The sequence below is a fragment of the Rhizobacter sp. genome (genome assembly GCF_031412495.1).
Lineage (GTDB): Bacteria > Pseudomonadota > Gammaproteobacteria > Burkholderiales > Burkholderiaceae_C > Schlegelella_A.
The window spans coordinates 1-17,543 of the sequence record NZ_JANODC010000446.1 but is presented as its reverse complement, the minus strand read 5'-3'; the positions used below and the strand labels follow the sequence as shown (position 1 = coordinate 17,543).

Annotated in this window: 16 protein-coding genes and 2 tRNA genes; 11 read left to right on the top strand and 7 right to left on the bottom strand. The window is 70.6% G+C overall.

Features of this window, described 5'->3' with window-relative positions:
• Nucleotides 1-770 (bottom strand): nitroreductase family protein (locus AC30N0_RS16630; RefSeq protein ID WP_489519010.1); only part of this gene is annotated, 770 nt, incomplete at its 3' end.
• 8 nt (nucleotides 771-778) lie between these two features.
• Nucleotides 779-1,654: a ThiF family adenylyltransferase gene (locus AC30N0_RS16625; protein WP_489519009.1), complete on the bottom strand. Its 876-nt coding sequence runs from the start codon at nucleotides 1,652-1,654 to the stop codon at nucleotides 779-781.
• On the opposite strand from AC30N0_RS16625, the gene AC30N0_RS16620 reads away from it, so the two are divergent.
• Together AC30N0_RS16620 and AC30N0_RS16615 are read left to right on the top strand one after the other, a co-directional pair.
• On the top strand, nucleotides 1,653-2,699 hold the full coding sequence (locus tag AC30N0_RS16620) for an N-acyl amino acid synthase FeeM domain-containing protein (protein WP_489519008.1): 1,047 nt from the start codon (nucleotides 1,653-1,655) through the stop codon (nucleotides 2,697-2,699). The two genes, AC30N0_RS16625 and AC30N0_RS16620, sit on opposite strands and share 2 nt — an antisense overlap.
• Before the next feature lie 586 nt (nucleotides 2,700-3,285).
• On the top strand, nucleotides 3,286-4,053 hold the full coding sequence (locus tag AC30N0_RS16615; RefSeq protein ID WP_489519011.1) for a glycosyltransferase: 768 nt from the start codon (nucleotides 3,286-3,288) through the stop codon (nucleotides 4,051-4,053).
• Here AC30N0_RS16615 and AC30N0_RS16610 read toward each other — a convergent pair.
• Nucleotides 4,010-4,086 (bottom strand) — tRNA-Ile (locus tag AC30N0_RS16610). The genes AC30N0_RS16615 and AC30N0_RS16610 overlap by 44 nt on opposite strands.
• Before the next feature lie 33 nt (nucleotides 4,087-4,119).
• Nucleotides 4,120-5,145: a heat-inducible transcriptional repressor HrcA gene (gene hrcA / locus AC30N0_RS16605; protein WP_489519007.1), complete on the bottom strand. Its 1,026-nt coding sequence runs from the start codon at nucleotides 5,143-5,145 to the stop codon at nucleotides 4,120-4,122.
• Between the two features lie 69 nt (nucleotides 5,146-5,214).
• Between hrcA and AC30N0_RS16600 the strand changes: the two genes are divergently transcribed.
• The 4 genes from AC30N0_RS16600 to AC30N0_RS16585 are packed head-to-tail and all read left to right on the top strand — an operon-like array spanning nucleotide 5,215 to nucleotide 9,281.
• The gene (locus AC30N0_RS16600) at nucleotides 5,215-6,090 is read left to right on the top strand and encodes an NAD kinase (protein ID WP_489519006.1); all 876 of its coding nucleotides are present in this window, start codon (nucleotides 5,215-5,217) and stop codon (nucleotides 6,088-6,090) included.
• 10 nt (nucleotides 6,091-6,100) lie between these two features.
• Nucleotides 6,101-7,819 carry a DNA repair protein RecN gene (gene recN, locus AC30N0_RS16595; RefSeq protein WP_489519005.1) on the top strand — a complete coding sequence of 573 codons (1,719 nt, stop codon included), beginning with the start codon at nucleotides 6,101-6,103 and terminating at the stop codon, nucleotides 7,817-7,819.
• A complete protein-coding gene (rapZ, locus tag AC30N0_RS16590) occupies nucleotides 7,816-8,667 on the top strand; it encodes an RNase adapter RapZ (RefSeq protein ID WP_489519004.1) in 852 nt (283 codons plus the stop codon). The genes recN and rapZ overlap by 4 nt, the downstream gene beginning before the upstream one ends.
• Complete coding sequence (locus AC30N0_RS16585) at nucleotides 8,664-9,281, top strand: LON peptidase substrate-binding domain-containing protein (RefSeq protein WP_489519003.1); 618 nt, start codon at nucleotides 8,664-8,666, stop codon at nucleotides 9,279-9,281. Before rapZ ends, AC30N0_RS16585 begins: the two co-directional genes overlap by 4 nt.
• Nucleotides 9,282-9,284: 3 nt before the next feature.
• On the opposite strand, the gene mutY is transcribed toward AC30N0_RS16585, so the two are convergent.
• From mutY to mutM, 3 genes are all read right to left on the bottom strand, one after another.
• Nucleotides 9,285-10,367: an A/G-specific adenine glycosylase gene (mutY, locus tag AC30N0_RS16580; RefSeq protein WP_489519002.1), complete on the bottom strand. Its 1,083-nt coding sequence runs from the start codon at nucleotides 10,365-10,367 to the stop codon at nucleotides 9,285-9,287.
• 7 nt (nucleotides 10,368-10,374) lie between these two features.
• Nucleotides 10,375-12,384, bottom strand: coding sequence for a dynamin family protein (locus AC30N0_RS16575; protein ID WP_489519001.1), 2,010 nt, complete (start codon nucleotides 12,382-12,384; stop codon nucleotides 10,375-10,377).
• A 120-nt stretch (nucleotides 12,385-12,504) separates the two neighbouring features.
• Entirely contained in the window at nucleotides 12,505-13,320 is an 816-nt protein-coding gene (mutM, locus tag AC30N0_RS16570) for a bifunctional DNA-formamidopyrimidine glycosylase/DNA-(apurinic or apyrimidinic site) lyase (RefSeq protein WP_489519000.1), read from the bottom strand.
• A 172-nt stretch (nucleotides 13,321-13,492) separates the two neighbouring features.
• On the opposite strand from mutM, the gene AC30N0_RS16565 reads away from it, so the two are divergent.
• From AC30N0_RS16565 to AC30N0_RS16545, 5 genes are all read left to right on the top strand, one after another.
• A complete protein-coding gene (locus tag AC30N0_RS16565) occupies nucleotides 13,493-15,316 on the top strand; it encodes a tetratricopeptide repeat protein (RefSeq protein WP_489518999.1) in 1,824 nt (607 codons plus the stop codon).
• Nucleotides 15,317-15,393: 77 nt separating this feature from the next.
• A complete protein-coding gene (locus AC30N0_RS16560; protein ID WP_489518998.1) occupies nucleotides 15,394-15,894 on the top strand; it encodes an outer membrane lipoprotein LolB in 501 nt (166 codons plus the stop codon).
• 7 nt (nucleotides 15,895-15,901) lie between these two features.
• Nucleotides 15,902-16,834 (top strand): 4-(cytidine 5'-diphospho)-2-C-methyl-D-erythritol kinase, encoded by a 933-nt coding sequence (gene ispE, locus AC30N0_RS16555; RefSeq protein ID WP_489518997.1) that lies wholly within the window; start codon nucleotides 15,902-15,904, stop codon nucleotides 16,832-16,834.
• Nucleotides 16,835-16,868: 34 nt separating this feature from the next.
• Nucleotides 16,869-16,945, top strand: a tRNA-Gln gene (locus tag AC30N0_RS16550).
• A gap of 28 nt (nucleotides 16,946-16,973) precedes the next feature.
• Nucleotides 16,974-17,543: ribose-phosphate diphosphokinase (locus AC30N0_RS16545; protein WP_489518996.1), on the top strand; the 570-nt coding region annotated here is incomplete at its 3' end.

Below are 17,543 nucleotides of genomic sequence, written 5' to 3'. Positions count from 1 at the left end.
GCGAAGTGCGCCGCACAGCGAAGCCCGGGGAGCAGGTCGAGCTCGAGGCGAGGCGTCCAGGTGCCCGCCGCGTACCGGTTCATGAACCGCACGCGCTTCCAGCTGGCCATGGCCCAGCGCATCGAACGGACCGACATGGGGCTCGCGCCGAGCGCCTGGTCGGGAATCCGGTCGTCGCTGAACCGGCGGTCCCAGGCGATGACGTCGCGGTGCACCGCGTAGGCCTCGGGAATCGTCAGCCGGATCTTGGCGCTGCGCGCGGCCAGCCACGCCATGCGCCAGCGCTGCCGCAAGCCCTCGAACCACAGCACCGAGTGCCCCGGGCCCACTGCCCGCGCGAGAGCGTTCTTCTCGGCGGGATTGAGCCGGCGCGTCTCGAGCGGCCGCCGCTGTACGCTGCGCCGGCGGATCGACGTGTGCAGGGGGTCGGGTGCGATGCCCGGGGTGGCGACCAGCCGCACATCGAACACGGGGACCTCGTCGTCGCATTCGCGCCGTCGCACCACCTCGGCGGCGCGCCCATGGACCGTTGCGGCAATGCGCAGCGTCTCGAGCAGCGCGCCGACGGAGACTTGGCTCGCCCGGCCGTCGATGTCGTAGACGCAGTGCCGGCGGGTGTCGAAGGCGTGCACGACCACGTGGTCGTCCGAGCGGACCTCGAACCGCCAAGGCTGGGTGTTGTCGCCGCTCGGGGCCCAGCGGGCGAGATCGAGGATTTCCCAGGCGGTGCCGCGCAACGTCGAGACCTGCTCCTCTCCCGATGTGGACAATTCGTGTCTCATTGTGAGGGCTCACTCTCCCGTACTGCGGCGAAGCGACGCCGGGTCAGCGCGATCAGCACCCGCTGCAGCGGGTGCGAATTGCCACCCGGCCGCCACGTTCTCCGCAGCCGGTTCTTGTAGGCGTCGAAATGAACGCCCCAGGGCGCGGCGAAAATGCGGCCCCGCCCGAGCAGCACCTTGAGCGCTTCGGTGGCGGCGATTCCCGCGCACAGGTCGCAGGCCATCGGGGTGGACGGGCCGGTACGCGCAGCGAGGTCGAGGCGGCTCGGATCGACGAGGTAGCCCATCTGCAGCATCGACGGCGACAGTCCGACCAGGAAGCGAGCCGCCTTCTCGCCGGCGGAGCCGCTGCCCATCCGAAAATACTGGTCGAAGCTCATGCGGTCTGGCAGAAAGACCAGGAGCGCGGCGCCCATGCCGAGCGGGGCGGCCGTGATGGCCGGAATGCCGCGCTCCGCGCACAGCGCGAAGATCCGCTGGCGCTCGTCGAAGACGAAAAAGTCCAGACCGTCGACGTAGAGGTCGACTCCATCGAGGAAGCGGTCGACATTGCCGGCGTTGACACCGTCGGCGAAGCTGCGGATATCGAGCTCAGGATTGATCGCCGAGGCCATCTCGGCCATCACCTCGACCTTGGCTCGTCCGATCGAGTGCAGCGTGGCGCCTACCTGGCGATTGAAGTTGTGCAGCTCGAACCGGTCGAAATCCGCCAGGTTGAAATTGCCCACGCCCAGACGGGTCAGGGTCAGAAGGTGGGCCCCGCCGACGCCACCCAGCCCCGCGATGGCGATGCGCTTGCCGCGGAGTGCCTGCTGCTCGGCCTCCGTCACCCAACCGACGTTTCGGCAAAATGCCTCGGGATAGGAAAACATGAAGTGCGATGGCCCGGCGACGGGCAGGTGGTCAAGGGGGAAAGGGAAAGGCAGGTGGCGAAGGGTGAGGCCGCGTCCGCACAGACCTGGCTTGGATCATGCGATGCCCCCATGCGATCCCGGGACTGATGTTTCGAAATGCAACCGGAGCCCGGGCGCTGCAACACAGAGCTACCTCGCGGGAGGCGGCAAGCGACCCAGCCTAAGCTCGGCGCCCCGAAACCCATTGTTACGACTACTGCCGGTTTTTGGCAGATCACAGGAACAATTAGTGTCAGAGACGAACGCGGCGGCCCCGGCCCGCACTCACTTGTTTGCCCGAGGCAGGATGCCCTCGGATTCCTCCCCAGACTCCTTCGATTCCCAGTACAGCCTCGAACCTCAGCACGTCGCCGGGACGGCAGACGAATTCAACAACGAATTTCACATTGCGGTCGTGAGCGATCCGCTTCGGCGAGGACGAGCGAGCTCGCTCCTGCAGCGGCGGTATGCCTGGCGGGGATACTCGGTGCCGCCCCTGCAGCAGCACGGGGGCGCGGACCGCGTCACCCTGTCTGCCTGCACGGACGAGACGACGATCGCGACCCTAACCGCGAGCGTCGACGCCGACGAGGGCCTCTACGTCGGTCGGCTCTATCCCGAGCAAGTGAATGCCCTGCGGGCGCAGGGTCGCAAGCTGTGCGAGTTCACGAAGCTCGCCGTCGACGACTCCGTGCGGTCGCACACCGTGCTCGGCGCGATCTTCCACGTAGCCTGCATCTACGTCATCGAGCTGCATGCCTGCACCGATGTCCTGATCGAGGTCAATCCGAGGCACGTGCGCTTCTACGAGAGGATGCTCGGCTTCACCCGGGCCGCCGACGAGCGCCTCGATCCGGAAGTGAACGCGCCCGCGGTCCTGATGCGCCTCGACCTCGGCCACTGCGCCGGCGAGATTGCGCGGCTCGGCGGCCTGCGTGCGCAGGCGAAGGAGCGGTCGTTCTATCCGTTCTTCTTCGCGCGCAACGAGGCCGACGAGATCATCCGGCGCCTGCGCGCGCATTGACCGGGGTGCAGCCGGCGAAGCACACGCCCTCGTGCCAGCTGCGCAGCTGAGGGATCCGCCGCGACCCGATCCGCCATCCGGCGCCTCGGGTCGCGTTCTCTTCGTCTCGGAAGCGGTCACCCTGGCGCACCTCGCGCGGCCGGTGACGCTCGCGCGCGGCATCGCCGGTCTCGGCTGGACGCCGGTGATCGCCGCGGCGGCACGGTTCGAGCGCGTCTGCCCCACGGACGAATGGCAGACGGAGCGCATCACGTCGATCACGAGCGAGCGATTCCTCGGTGCACTCGCCGAGGGATCCCCGCTCTACGATCGCGCTACCTTCGATGCCTACGTGGAGGACGACCTGGCGCTGCTTCGCAGGGTCGCGCCAGCCGTCGTGGTCGGCGACTTCCGGCTTTCGCTCTCGATCAGCGCGCGCCTCGCCGGCGTTCCCTACATCAGTGTCAGCAACGCCTACTGGAGCCCGTACGCACGTCCGCGGTGGCATGTCCCCGCCCTGCCATGGACCCGATTCGTTACCGCGTCGATCGGCGATGTCGTCTTCCGGACCGTTCGCCCGCTCGCGTTCAGGCTTCACGCTAAGGGTATGGAATCGAGCCGGCGTTCGCACGGGATCGCGAGCCTGGGCGGGAACCTGCTTCGCCACTACACGGACGGCGACGTGACGCTCTATGCGGATCCGCCGCAGCTCGTACCCTTGCACGATGCGCCGTCGACGCACCGTCACCTCGGCGCCGTGGCCTGGTCGCCCAGTCTTCCCTTGCCGACGTGGTGGCGCGATCTCGATGTCTCGAAAGGAGTCGTGTACGTCACCTTGGGCAGCTCGGGCAGCGCGGATCGGCTGCCGCAGGTCGTCGCCGGCCTGAGCGGCCTCGGCCTGCCGGTGGTGGTCGCGACGGCCGGCGGTCCGGTGCCGACCTCGATGCCGAGCAACGTCCGCGTCGCCGATTACCTGCCCGGCAACACGGTCGCGGCGCACAGTCGGCTCGTCGTCTGCAACGGCGGCAGCCCGACCAGCCACCAGGCACTGATGCATGGGGTTCCGGTCCTGGCCCTGCCGGGCAACCTGGACCAGTTCCTCAACAGCAGCTACCTGGAGGCGGCGGGCGTGGGCACGTGGCTGCGTCCGGAGCGCAGCAGCGCGGCTGCCGTGGCGGCTCTCGCAGGCCGCCTACTTGCGGATCCCGGCGTACGCCAGCGGGCCGCGTCGCTCGCCGCAGCGATGGCCCTGCAACGCCCGGTCGATGTGCTGGCGAAGGCCATCCGGGAACTGGTGCCGCGCGGGGGCGGCGCGGCCGACGGCGGCGGTCTGGTAGGCCGTGTTGGGATCGAACCAACGACCAAAGGATTATGAGTCCTCTGCTCTAACCGACTGAGCTAACGGCCCGCCTCGGAATCTTCGCATGGGCGCGAACGCAGCCTACTTGGTGCTCAGCGCGTTGCTCACCAGCCGCGAGGTGATGTCGACGATCTGGATCATGCGGTTGTAGGCCATGCGCGTCGGGCCGATCACGCCGAGAGTGCCGACGACCCGGCCGTCGACCTCGTACGGCGCCGACACGTTGGAGAGCTCCTCGTAGGGCACGACCATGCTCTCGCCACCGATGGAGATGCGAACCCCTTCTGCGCGGCTCGAGACCTCGAGCAGGCGGATCAGCTGGGTCTTGTGCTCGAAAAGATCGAACAGCTTGCGCAGGCTGCCGAGATCGCTCGACAGGTCCTGCACGGCGAGGAGGTTTCGCTCGCCGGCGATGACCACCTGCTCATGGCGCTCGGCCATGGCCTCACTGCCGGCCTGCACGGCCGCCTGCATCAGCGCCGAGATCTCGCCGCGCAGCACGTCGACTTCGGTCTTCAGGCGCCCCCGCACTTCGTCGAGCGTGAGGCCGCTGTAATGCGCGGTGAGGTAGTTGCTGGCCTCGAGGAGCTGCGACGAGGTGTAGTCCTGGGCAGTGAAGATGACGCGGTTCTGCACGTCGCCGTCGGGCGCGACGAGGATCACGAGGACGCGCCGCTCGGACAGGCGCATGAACTCGATGTGGTGGACGACGCTTGCCTTCTTCGGCGCCGTGATCACACCGACGAAGCTCGAGAGGCTCGAGAGCAGCTGGGCTGCATTGGCGATCACGCGCTGCGGCTGGTCGGGCTGCAGCTGCGCCTCGATCGGCGGCTCGCCGGAGGCGGCCGACAGCGTCTGGGGCTGCGCCGTGAGCATCGCATCGACGAAGAGGCGGTAGCCCTTCGGCGTCGGGATCCGCCCCGCACTCGTGTGCGGGCTCGTGATCAGCCCCAGTTCCTCGAGGTCGGCCATGACGTTGCGGATCGTGGCCGGCGACAGCTCGAGCCCACTTGCGCGCGAGAGCGTGCGGGAGCCGACCGGCTGGCCGTCTGCGATGTAGCGTTCAACCAGTGTCTTGAGGAGGGTCTTGGCGCGCTCGTCGAGCATCGTCGTCGCAGGGAGTCGACACGGATTTTCGCCTGCGTGCAAAGAGGTCGCTGTGGTGTAATCCCGCGAATGGCGACCCGCTTCCGGCACGCTGCGATCGTCGGCAAGTTCAACGCCGGGGGCATTCGGAAAGAACTGGAAAGGGTTGCAGCCTTCCTCGTCGGCCAGGGGCTCGCCGTCTCGATCGAGGAAGAGACGGCCGTCAACACCGGCATCGTCGCTCACCCGCGCCTGGACGCGAAAAGCCTCGGCGAGAACTGCGACATCGCGGTCGTTCTCGGCGGCGACGGCACCATGCTCGGCATCGCCCGCCAGCTGGCCAGGCACGGCACCCCCCTCGTCGGCATCAACCAGGGGCGCCTCGGCTTCATCACCGACATCGCCCTCGACGAGTTCGAGCAGGCCCTGCCGCCGATCCTCGCCGGCGAGTACGAGGAAGAGCAACGCGCGATGCTCGAAGGCGGCGTCCGGCGCGACGGCGCAACGATATTCGAAAGCTTCGCACTGAACGACGTCATCGTCAGCCGCGGTGCCACGGCCGGGATGGTCGAGCTGCGCATCGCCATCGACGGCGACTTCGTCGCCAACCTGCGCGCCGACGGCCTCATCGTCGGTTCGCCGACGGGCTCCACCGCCTACGCGCTCTCGGCAGGCGGGCCGATCCTGCACCCGGGCATCGCCGGCTGGGTGCTGGTGCCCATCGCACCGCACGACCTGTCGAACCGGCCGATCGTGGTGCCGGATGCCGGCGAAATCTGCATCGAGATCGTCGCCGGGCGCGACGCCAGCGTGAACTTCGACATGCAGTCGCTGACCAGCCTGGTGCACGGCGACCGCATCAGCGTGCGGCGGTCGCCGCATCGCGTGCGCTTCCTCCATCCACGCGGCTGGAGCTACTACGCGACGCTGCGCGGCAAGCTGCACTGGGCCGCCGGCACGGCTTGAGCGCTACCCCATGCTGCAGCGCCTGGCCCTCCGCGACTTCGTCATCGTCGACCAGCTCGAAATCGAGTTCGGCTCCGGCCTGACCGTGCTCACGGGCGAGACCGGCGCGGGCAAGTCGATCCTCGTCGACGCGCTTCAGCTGGCCCTCGGCGGGCGCGGCGATGCCGGCGTCGTCCGCGAGGGCACGGCGCGGGCGGAGATCGGCGCCGAATTCGACACCCCGCCCGGCTTCGCCGCCTGGCTGGCGGAGGCCGGCTTCGAGCCCGACACCGGTGACGCGGGGCGCCTCCTCGTCCGGCGCAGCATCGACGCGCAGGGGAAGAGCCGGGCCTGGATCAACGGCGGCAGCGCCACCGTCGCGCAGCTGCGCGAGGCGGGCGAGCGCCTCCTCGACATCCACGGCCAGCACGCATGGCAAAGCCTGACGCGACCGGCCTCGGTGCGCACCATCCTAGACGCCTACGCGCGCCTCGACACCGGACCTCTGGCCACGCACTGGGCGGCCTTGCGCGAGGCCGCCCAGGCACTGGCCGCAGCGCGGGACCAGCAAGGCAGCCTCGAGCGCGAGCGGGAGCGCCTTGCCTGGCAGATCGGCGAGGTCGACCGCCTGGCGCCCGGCTCCGACGAGTGGGGCGAGCTCGATGCCGAGCACACCCGCCTGGCCCACGCGCAGTCGCTGCTCGACGCGGCGCGCACGGCGCTCGATGCGGTGGCCGAGGCCGACGCGAACGCCGACACGCTCGCGGGCCGCGCCATCGACGCGCTCGAGAACGTCGCCGAGTTCGACCCGCGGCTCGAAGGGCCGATCGAGTCGCTGCGCGGCGCCCAGGCGCAGCTGCAGGACGCGGCGCACACGCTCGGAAGCTACCTGGCACGAACGGAGCTCGATCCGGAGCGCCTGCGGGCGCTCGACGAGCGGCTCTCGGCCTGGGTCGGGCTGGCCCGCCGGCATCGTCGCCCGCCGGCGGAACTGTCGGCCTTGCTCGCGCAATGGAAGGCCGAGCTGAAGGCGCTCGACGCGGCCGCCGATCTCGAGGCGCTGCAACGCGCGAGCGATGCCGCCGGCATTGCCTATGACGCCGAAGCCCGGCGCGTCTCTGCCGCGCGAAAGGCCGCCGCGCCGAAGCTGGCGGCCGCGGTGACGCGGTCCATGCAGCAGCTAGGCATGCAGGGCGGTCGCTTCGAGATCTCGCTCTCCGCCACCGACGGGCCGCAGTCTTTCGGTCTCGAGGCCGCGGAGTTCCTCGTCGCCGGCCACGCCGGGAGCACGCCCCGCCCGCTCGGCAAGGTCGCCTCGGGCGGCGAGCTGTCCCGGATCGCACTTTCGGTGGCGGTCGTGACGAGCGAGCTCGATGCGCGCGAGGAGACCCCGTCGACGCTCATCTTCGACGAGGTCGACGCCGGCATCGGGGGTGCCGTCGCGGAGACCGTCGGCCGCCTGATGAAGCAGCTCGGCCGCGACCGGCAGGTGCTTGCGGTGACGCACCTGCCGCAGGTCGCCGCCTGCGCCGACCGTCACTTCGTGGTCGCCAAGCTCGCCGGCAGCGATCACGTCCGCAGCACGGTGACCGCCGTCGCGGGCGAGGCCCGCGTCGCCGAGGTCGCGCGCATGCTCGGCGGCGAGAAGCTCTCCTCGACGAGCCTCGCCCACGCTCAGGAGATGCTCGCATCCGGCGCCGCCGACCGGCCGGCGCCCGCGCGCCCCCCTGCGCGAAGGGTCACGAAGTGAGTGGTCCCGAGATCGTTCTCGTGACCGGCATCTCCGGCTCAGGCAAGTCGGTCGCTCTGCATGCGCTCGAGGACGCGGGCTTCTTCTGCGTCGACAACCTGCCGCCCGAGTTGCTGCCCGAATTCATCCGCCTCGAGCAGGAACGCCAGGACCGCCGCATCGCGGTGGCGGTCGACGTGCGCAGTGCCGGCTCGCTGCCGCATCTCCTGCCGATGCTGAACCAGCTGAGGACCGAAGGCCTTTCGATCCAGGCCGTCTTCCTCGATGCGACGACGCCGGCCCTGGTGCGGCGCTTTTCCGAGACGCGCCGAGCCCATCCGCTCGCCGATCGCGGCGCGCTCGTCGATGCGATCGAGTTCGAGCGCGAGCTGCTGGCCGAGCTGCGCGAGGTCTCGACGGTGATCGACACCAGCCTGCTCCGGCCGACCCAGCTGCGGTCGTGGATGCGCGACCTGGTGGGTGCTGCGAACAGCCGTCTCACCCTGGTGTTCGAAAGCTTCGCCTTCCGCAACGGCGTTCCGCTCGACGCCGACTACGTGTTCGACGTGCGGGTCCTGCCCAATCCGCACTACGTCCGCGAGCTGCGGCCGCTCACGGGTCGCGACCCGAGCGTTGCCGCCTACCTGACGGCGCAGCCCGAGGCCATGGAGATGCTGAACCAGATCGAGGCCTTCCTGCGCCGCTGGCTGCCCGCCTTCGAAGCCGACCAGCGCGCCTACCTCACGGTGGCGATCGGCTGCACCGGCGGGCAGCACCGGTCCGTGTGGCTGGCCGAGGTGATGGCCAGCCGTTTCGCGGCGATCACGGCCACCGTGATCCGCCATCGCGAGCTCGACCTGACGTCATGAACCTCGTCTTGCACGAGGAGCTGCCGCTCTTCCCGCTGCGCACCGTGCTGTTCCCGGCGGGGTTGCTCGAGCTGAAGATCTTCGAGGCCCGTTACCTCGACCTGATGTCCCGGTGCATGCGCGAGCAGCGGCCGTTCGGGGTGGTCGCCCTGAAAAGCGGCGGCGAATCGCAGGTGTCCGCCGAACCCGTGGCGCTGCATGCGGCGGGCACGCTGGCCGAGCTGATGGAGGTCGACAGTGCCCAGGCCGGCATCCTGCATGTGCGGGCGCGGGGAACGAGGCGCTTCGTCCTCGAGTCCTCCCAGCAGCGGGCCGAGGGCCTCTGGGTCGGGCGGGCGAGCGAGCTCGCGGACGACGAGACGGTCGCCCCCGGCCCGGCGCTCGATGGCGTGGTGCAGGGGCTGGTCCAGGCGATCGCGACGCTCGCCGGGCAAGGTGCCGATCCGTTCCTGAAGCCGCACCGCTTCGACAGCGCCGGCTGGGTCGCCGACCGCTGGTGCGAGATCCTGCCGATGCCGCTGGAGGCCAAGGTGCACCTCATGGCCTTCGCAGGTCCCGTCGAGCGCCTCGACGTCGTCGACGCTTTCCTGAACAGCGGCTCCCCCGCGCACTGAGGATCAAGCGGCGGCGGCCAGGCGTTTGCGCAGCGGCGCGGGCAGACCCAGCGCCAGCGCTTCGTCGGCCGAGAACCAGCGCCCTTCCGGCCAGGCCGCCACGATCGAATCGACGCGGGCCGAGGACGTCCTTGCCGGGAGGGCCCAGCGCACCGGCCGCAGGGTCCAGTCGAGGTGCGTCAGCACGTGGGTGAAAGGCGGCAGCGGCTCCGGCCGGCCGGGCCACGCGCCAGCCGCATCGGCCAGGGCTTGCATCGAATCGAATTCGGGCAGGCTCCACAGGCCGGCCCAGACTCCCTCCTGCGGTCGCTGCAGCAGCCACACGCGGTCGCGCCTGCGCAGCTCGAGCCAGACCGTGTCGCGCTGCTTGCGAACGAGCCGCTTCGACTTCACCGGAAACCGCTCCTGCGTGGCCGTCGCGGCCGCCGCGCACACCTCGCGCGCCGGGCAGACAAGGCACAGCGGCGCCCGGGCCAGGCAGACCGTGGCGCCGAGATCCATCAGGCCTTGCGTGTAGCGGTCGACCTCGCGCTCCGGAAGCAGCGCCGTGGCCGCGTCCCACAAATCGCGCTCCGATTTAGCCTCTGCCAGGTCGGCCTCGAACGCGAGCACGCGGGCGAGGACGCGCTTGACGTTGCCGTCGAGGATGGCCACGCGCTCGCCGAAGCAGAAGGCGGCAATGGCCGCGGCGGTCGACCGGCCGATGCCCGGCAGCGCAGCCAGGGCGGCGCTGCCGGGCGGGAACTCGCCGCCATGCTCGCTTGCCACGACCTGAGCGCAGCGATGCAGGTTGCGGGCGCGCCCGTAGTAGCCGAGCCCGCTCCAGGCGGCGAGCACGTCGGCCTGTGGCGCGGCGGCGAGGGCCGCCACGTCCGGAAAGCGGGCCAGGAAGCGGTCGTAGTAGCCGAGCACCGTCGCCACCTGGGTCTGCTGCAGCATGATCTCGGAGAGCCAGACGCGGTACGGGTCGCGCGTGCCCTGCCAGGGAAGCGAATGCCGGCCGTGCACCGCCTGCCAGGCGACGACGCGCGCTGCGAAGTCCGCAGGCAGTCGCGACCTGCGACTCGACGGCGAACGGACCCGCACCGCGGCTTCAAGCCCGACGCTGCATCTCCGCTTCGACCGGAACGGCGTCCTCGAAGAGGGGCAGGTCGACCCGGACCATCGATGCATCGGTGGCCATGGGCGCTGCGAACGCATGCTCGCGCAGAGCCTCGGCGAGCTCGGCGACGCGCACGTGGAACTGCTGCAGGCGCTCGTCCTGCACCTCGATCTCGGCGATGCGCGCCTCGAGCTCGCCGGCCGCGGTCTGGATCTTCTCGAGGGTCTCGCGGCGGCGCTTGAAGCCCTTGCGTCGCTCGCGCAGCTGCGCGTCGACCTGCGCCGAGACGGCCTTGTTCCAGAGCTCGAGCTCGCTGCTCGCGTTCTCGAAGACCACGCGCAGCTTGGACACCAGCATGCGCCGGAACTGCTCCATGAACTTCGGCTGGGCCAGGCGCAGCGCCAGCGTCAGCCCGAGGTACTGGACGTAGTTGCTCTCGATCAGCTGCAGCTCGCTCGTGAAACGGTCGAAGTCGAGCGGCTTGCCGAGCGACAGGCTGAACCCGAACTCGGCGTTGAGCCGCGTGAACGAAGCGCCGAGCATCTCGCGGATCTCGCCATTGCGGCGCTGCGCCGACGCGAGCAGCGCCCGGAGCCGGTCGCAGAGCGCGAGGAACGCCTTCTTGGCACCCAGGTTAAGGATCGACGCGCCCATCGATGCCTGCATGACGCCGACCTCGTCGCGCAAGCGGTCGGACGACAGCTCGACCAGCATCTCCTTGAGCATGCGGGCGTGCACCGAGCGCATCGCCTGCAGCAGCGTCGTGCATTGCTCGAACTCCGCCGTCTCCGCATCGACCCGCTTCAGCATGAGGCGGACCTTGGTGTTGTTCTTGCCGCGCAGCCCGCGCAGCTCCATCGTCTGCTCCGCCAGCTGGCGACGGGCGTCGCCGAGGCAGCGGTTGACGTAGCTCTCGATCTGCTGCGCGCCTTCCTCCACCACCTGCTCGAGCACGTGGCGACGCTGCGGCAGCAGCTGCGCGCCGAGCGCCGCCTCGAGGGCAGGCAGGCGGCTCTCGATCAGCCCGGCAGCGTCGCCGGCGACGCGCGCGGCGAGCGCCTGCCGCGCCGACAACGGATAGACGCGGTCGACCGCCAGGCCCAGCGTGCGGGCGGTGTCGCGTTGCTGCAGGTCGATCTGCGCCTCCACCTCCTCCTGCGTGGCGAGCGGGTCGGCGAGCGCGTCGATCTTGTTGAGGACGACGAAGCGCGTCGGTGCGTGGGCCCCGAGGTGGTCGCGCCAGATCGCCATGTCCGACTTCGTCACGCCGCTGTCGGCGCCGAGGATGAACACCGTCGCGTGCGCCGTCGGCAGCAGGCTCAGGGTTAGCTCCGGCTCGGCGCCGATCGCGTTCAGCCCCGGGGTGTCGAGGACGACGAGGCCCTGCTTGAGAAGCGGATGCGGGTAGTTGATGAGGGCGTGGCGCCAGGCCGGCACTTCGACCCGGCCGGACTCGTCGCGGGGCGGGTTGTCTTCCGGAGCGGCGTCGTCCCAGAAGCCGAGGTCGCGGGCGCGGTCCTGGGTCACCCACTCGGTGCGCGTGACCTCGAGCAGCGACTGGGCGAGCTGGTCGGCATCTTTGACGTCGAGCGCGAGGCGCCGCCAGGCGCGAGGCTGCGTCCGCATCTCGCCGAGCGAGAGCCCCTCGAGCCGCGTCTCGATCGGCAGGAGCAGGAGCGAGGCGGGCTCATCGCCGCGCCAGCCCAGCTCGACCGGGCACATGGTCGTTCTACCGGGCGTGGCCGGCAGGATGCGGCGGCCGGTGTCGGCAAAGAAGATGGCGTTGATCAGCTCCGACTTGCCGCGTGAGAACTCGGCGACGAAGGCGACGACCAGCTTCTCGTTGCCGAGCCGCTCGCGCAAGGCGGCGAGCTGGTCTTCGGCAACGCCGTGGGCCAGGTCGTGCTCGGCGAGGAATCGCGACAAATCATCGAGGCGCTCGCCGAGGGCGGCACGCCAGCCGCCGAGGGCGTCGAGGCTGGTGGCGAACGAAGGTGTCATCGAGCGGGGCGGCGTTCGAATCATGGTATCGCAGGCCCCGGTCGTGAAGTGGTGTCGAAAAGCTTCCGCGGCCACATCCGCGCGCCGTTTCGCACACAGGCGTGGCGTGGGCGCACACCTTCATCGCTTCTGGCAGCCGGGGCAGAAGAACGTGGCTCGCCCGGCCTGGACGATGCGCCTGACTTTCGCGCCGCAGCGCACGCAGGCCTCGCCTGCCCTGCCGTAGACGCCGGCCTGCGACTGGAAGGCGCCCGCGGCGCCGTGCGGGTCGCGGAAGTTGCGCAGCGTGGAGCCTCCAAGCTCGACAGCGCGGGCGAGCGTCGAGCGGACCGCCAGGGCGAGCCGCTCGGCCCGTGGCCGGCTGATGCGGTCGCTGCGCGTGCGCGGGTCGATCGCGGCCTCGAACAGCGCCTCGCAGGCGTAGATGTTGCCTGCGCCGACGACGATCTCGCCGCCGAGCAGGGCCGTCTTCACGGCCACCCGGCGGCGGCGCAGCGCCGCGTGAAGGTGAGCGCCGTCGAAGCCGCTGTCGAACGGCTCGATGCCGAGGCGGCCGAGCAGCTGGGCGGCCGCGCCGGTATCTGCCGACGGTGACCACACCACGGCGCCGAACCGCCGCGGGTCGGTGAGACGCAGCGTGCCGCGGGCGGTGACGAGGTCGAAGTGATCGTGCGGCCCCGGCGATTCGGCGGCCGGCCCGAAGGCGAGCGAGCCCGACATGCCGAGGTGCATCAGCAAGCCGCCCCGGTCCAGCGCCAGCCAGAGGTACTTGCCGCGCCGGGTCACCTCGCCGACCGTCTGCGCGACCAGGCTCTCCAGCTCGCAGCCGAGACCCCAGCGCAGCGGCTTGCCGAGCCGCACGCCGGTGATCCGGGCGCCCCGGATGCGCTCGGAAAAGCCCAGGCGAGTGACTTCGACTTCAGGCAGTTCGGGCATGAGGGCGGGGCCGCCGCGACGTTGCCGGGCCAGGTCGACGCGGCATCCGTGCGGGAGCGTGGAATTATCACGAGCCAGATCGCATCAAACCTGCCCGAGCGGTCTTCACCGGGCGCCACCGCGGTTCGACGAGGGGCGTCACACTAGAATTCCTTCCCCCGAGGTACCTTCGATGCCGGCGTTTCGCTTCCCTTCCAACCTGCAACGGGTGGCGCCGCTCCTGCTCGCGCTGGCGGCAGCCGGCTTCGGGCCGGCCTGTCTTGCCCAGGCTCCGGCCCCATCGGCAGCGGCGTCGGCACCGGTTCGCAACTCGCCGCTCGACGCGCGGCTCTTCTACCAGCTGCTGCTCGGCGAGATCGAGTTGCGGCAGGGCCAGGCCGGTAACGCCTACCAGCTGATCCTCGAGGCGGCTCGACGCACGCGCGACGATGCGCTGTTCCGGCGCGCGACCGACGTCGCCCTCCAGGCGCGCGCCGGCGACCAGGCGCTGGCCGCGGCGACGGCATGGCGCGAAGCGGTGCCGCAGTCGCAGGACGCCATGCGCTACCAGGTCCAGCTGTACCTGGCCCTGAACCGCATCGCCGACACCGAGGAACCGCTGGTCGCCATGCTTCGGCAGACGCCGGCTCCGGCGCTGCCGGCGATGATCGAGGCCGTGCCGCGCTTCCTGGCGCGCTCCGCAGACCGCAACGCCGCGGCGACGGTGGGCGAACGCGTGCTGCGGCCGTTCGTCGACAAGCGCGAGACGCGGGCGGCGGCGCTGACGGCCATCGGGCGCGGCTGGCTCGCGGCCGGCGACACGACGAAGGCGCTCGAGCTGATCCGCAACGCGAGCGCGGCCGAGCCGACCGCGGAAGGCCCGGCCTTCCTCGCGCTCGAGATGCTCCCGGGCACGCCGGCAGCCGAGGCCGTGGTCACCACGCACCTGGCAGGAAGGCCGGCGAGCCCGAACGTCCGCCTGCTCTACGTGCGCACGCTGGCGGCGTCGCAGCGCCTCGTCGACGCGGCGGCGCAGCTCGCCATCCTGACCCAGGCAAGCCCCGACCTCGCGCCACCCTGGCTCACGCTCGGTGCGCTCGAGCTCGAACTGCGCCGCCCGAAGGAAGCGACGGCCGCGCTGCAGACCTATGTGCGGCTGGTCCAGGCCGGCGCGCCGGTCACCCTCGGTCCGACCACCGCACAGCCGGGCTCGGGCGACGACGACGACGACACCCCGTCGAGCGCCAGCGCTGCCCTCACCCAGGCCTGGCTGCTGCTGGCGCAGGCGGCAGAACAGCAGCAGGACTTCACCGCCGCCGAGGGCTGGCTGGCACGCATCGACAACCCGCGCCGGGCCCTGGAGGTGCAGACGCGGCGGGCTTCGCTCCTCGCGCGCCAGGGCAAGGTCGGCGAAGCGCGCGAGCTTATCCGGCGGGCGCCGGAGCAATCACCCGGTGACGCCCGAGCCAAGCTTCTGGCCGAGACCGAGATCCTGCGCGAGCGGAAGATGTGGGCCGAAGCCGGCCAGGTGCTCGCCCAGGCGAGCCGCAGCTTCCCGAACGACACCGACCTTCTCTACGAGGAGGCGATGCTTTACGAGAAGATCGATCGCCTCGACGACATGGAGCGCCTGCTGCGCCGGGTGATCGAGTTGAAGCCCGATCACCAGCATGCCTACAACGCGCTGGGCTACTCGCTCGCCGATCGCAACCTGCGCTTGCCCGAGGCACGGTCTCTGATCCAGAAGGCGCTCGATCTGAGCCCGGGCGAGCCGTCCATCACCGACAGCCTGGGCTGGGTCGAGTACCGCCTGGGCAACCTCGAGGAAGCGCTGCGCCACCTGCGCCGCGCCTACCAGGCACGCCCCGACCCGGAGATCGCGGCCCACCTCGGCGAGGTGCTCTGGGCTTCCGGGCAGCGCGAGGAAGCGCGCAAGGTCTGGCGCGAAGGTCGGTCCCGCGACGCGCAGAACGACGTCCTGCGCGAGACCCTGGCGCGGCTGCGCGTCGACCTGTGACCGGGTCGGGTCGGGTCGGGCGGCCGGCACGGCCGCCCAGCGCCTTTCGCTGGACGTCGACGGGATGCCTCGCCGCCTTGCTCCTGGCCGGCGGTTGCGCCAGCCTGGCGCCCTTGCCGGCGGCCGGCGACAACGAGGCGATCTCGGGTCGCCTCTCGATCCGGGTCGAGGCGAGCGGCAGCGAGCCGGAGCGTTCGTTCAGCGCGGCCTTCGACCTGCGCGGCGATTCGCGAGCCGGCGTCCTAGGCCTGTCGACGCCGCTCGGTAACGTCCTGGCCCAGGCACGCTGGTCCGCGTCGGGGGTGACGCTCGCGACACCGCAAGGCACGCGCGCCTTTGCCGACCTCGACGGCCTCACCCGCGAGGTGCTCGGGGAAAGCGTGCCCGTCGAGGCGTGGTTCGACTGGCTGCGCGGCCGGCCCTCGCCGCAGGCGCCGAGCACGGCGCGTGGCAGCGCCGGGTTCGAGCAACTCGGCTGGTCGGTCGACCTGGCCCGGCTGCCGGACGGCCGCGTCACGGCGCTGCGCGAGCGGCCACCGCCCCAGGTGAGCGTCCGCATCCAGCTCGAAGCCCTGTGAGCGGGCGATGGGGATCCGCTTCATCCACGACGTTCCGGCACCCGCGAAGCTGAACCTGCACCTGCACATTGTCGGGCGCCGTGCCGACGGCTTGCACCTGCTCGACTCGCTGATGGTCCTGATCGACTGGGCCGACATCCTGCACTTCGAGCGCCGCAACGACGGTCGCCTGGCCCGCCACGACCTGGGTGTTGCGCTGCCGGCCGACGACCTCTCCCTTCGCGCGGCGCGGTCCCTGCAGCAGGCATCGGGATGCGCGCTGGGCGCCGACATCTCCGTCGACAAGCTCGTGCCTTGGGGCGCCGGGCTCGGCAGCGGCAGCTCCGACGCCGCCTCGACGATGCTTGCCCTGAACCGGCTCTGGGGCCTCGACTGGTCGCTCGAGCGCCTGCTGCCGATCGGCCTGGCGCTCGGTGCCGACGTGCCCTTTTTCCTGGCAGGAGCCAACGCGCGGGCCCGCGGCGTCGGCGAGCAGCTCTCGCCGGTGCGCATGCCTGGCGCCTGGTATGCCGTGCTGAAGCCTGCCGCCGGCCTCGAGACACGCGCCGTGTTCGCCAGCCCGAGCGTCGTCGCAGCGGTCGAGGCTGCTAGAATCGCGGGCTTTTCGGAAGCGTCTTTCGGCTTGCCCCAGGGCAAGCCGGCGGGGCTTTCGGAGGACGATCCGGAACTCGCCCTGGGCGCCGGGCGCAACGATCTGCAGGCCGCGGCCGAGGATCTCTGCCCCGACATCTCGCGCGCGGCGGCCCTGCTTCACGATGCCTTCGGCAACAGCCGGATGACGGGCTCGGGAAGCGCGGTCTTCGCCCGCGTCGACCTGGCGGGCGACGGTTCGACGCCGATGGCAGCGATGCCGATCGATCTGCCTGCAGGCTGGTCGGGCAGGATGTGCCGCTCGCTGGAGCGACATCCGCTCGCCGAGTGGGCACGGCGCGAGGGATGAGTTGAGGTGCGCGGCACGAGCCGCGGACCGGTGTAGGGGAGTCGCCAAGCTGGTTAAGGCATCGGATTTTGATTCCGACATGCGAAGGTTCGAATCCTTCCTCCCCTGCCAGATCAACGTGGCCTAGCCTGGAGTCGTCTTGCTGTTCAACACCGTCCTGTTCACCGGAAACGCCAACCCGGCCCTCGCGCAGGACATCGCGACGCAGTTGAGCATCGGCCTCGGCAAGGCCAAGGTGGGACGCTTCTCCGACGGCGAGGTCGACGTCGAGATCGAGCAGAACGTGCGTGCGCGCGACATCTTCGTCGTGCAGTCGACCTGCTCCCCCACGAACGAGAACCTGATGGAGCTCTGCATCATGGTCGACGCCCTGAAGCGCGCCTCGGCGCGCCGGGTGACGGCGGTGAACCCGTACTTCGGCTACGCGCGGCCGGACCGGCGGCCGCGCTCGACCCGGGTGCCGATCAGTGCCAAGGTCGTCGCCAACATGCTCGAGGCCGTCGGCGTCGAGCGGCTGCTGACCATGGACCTGCACGCCGACCAGATCCAGGGCTTCTTCAACATCCCCGTCGACAACATCTACGCCTCGCCCGTGCTCCTGTCCGACCTGCAGTCCAAGCGCTACGACGACCTCGTCGTCGTCTCGCCCGACGTCGGCGGCGTGGTGCGGGCGCGGGCGCTGGCCAAGCAGGCCGGCTGCGACCTCGCC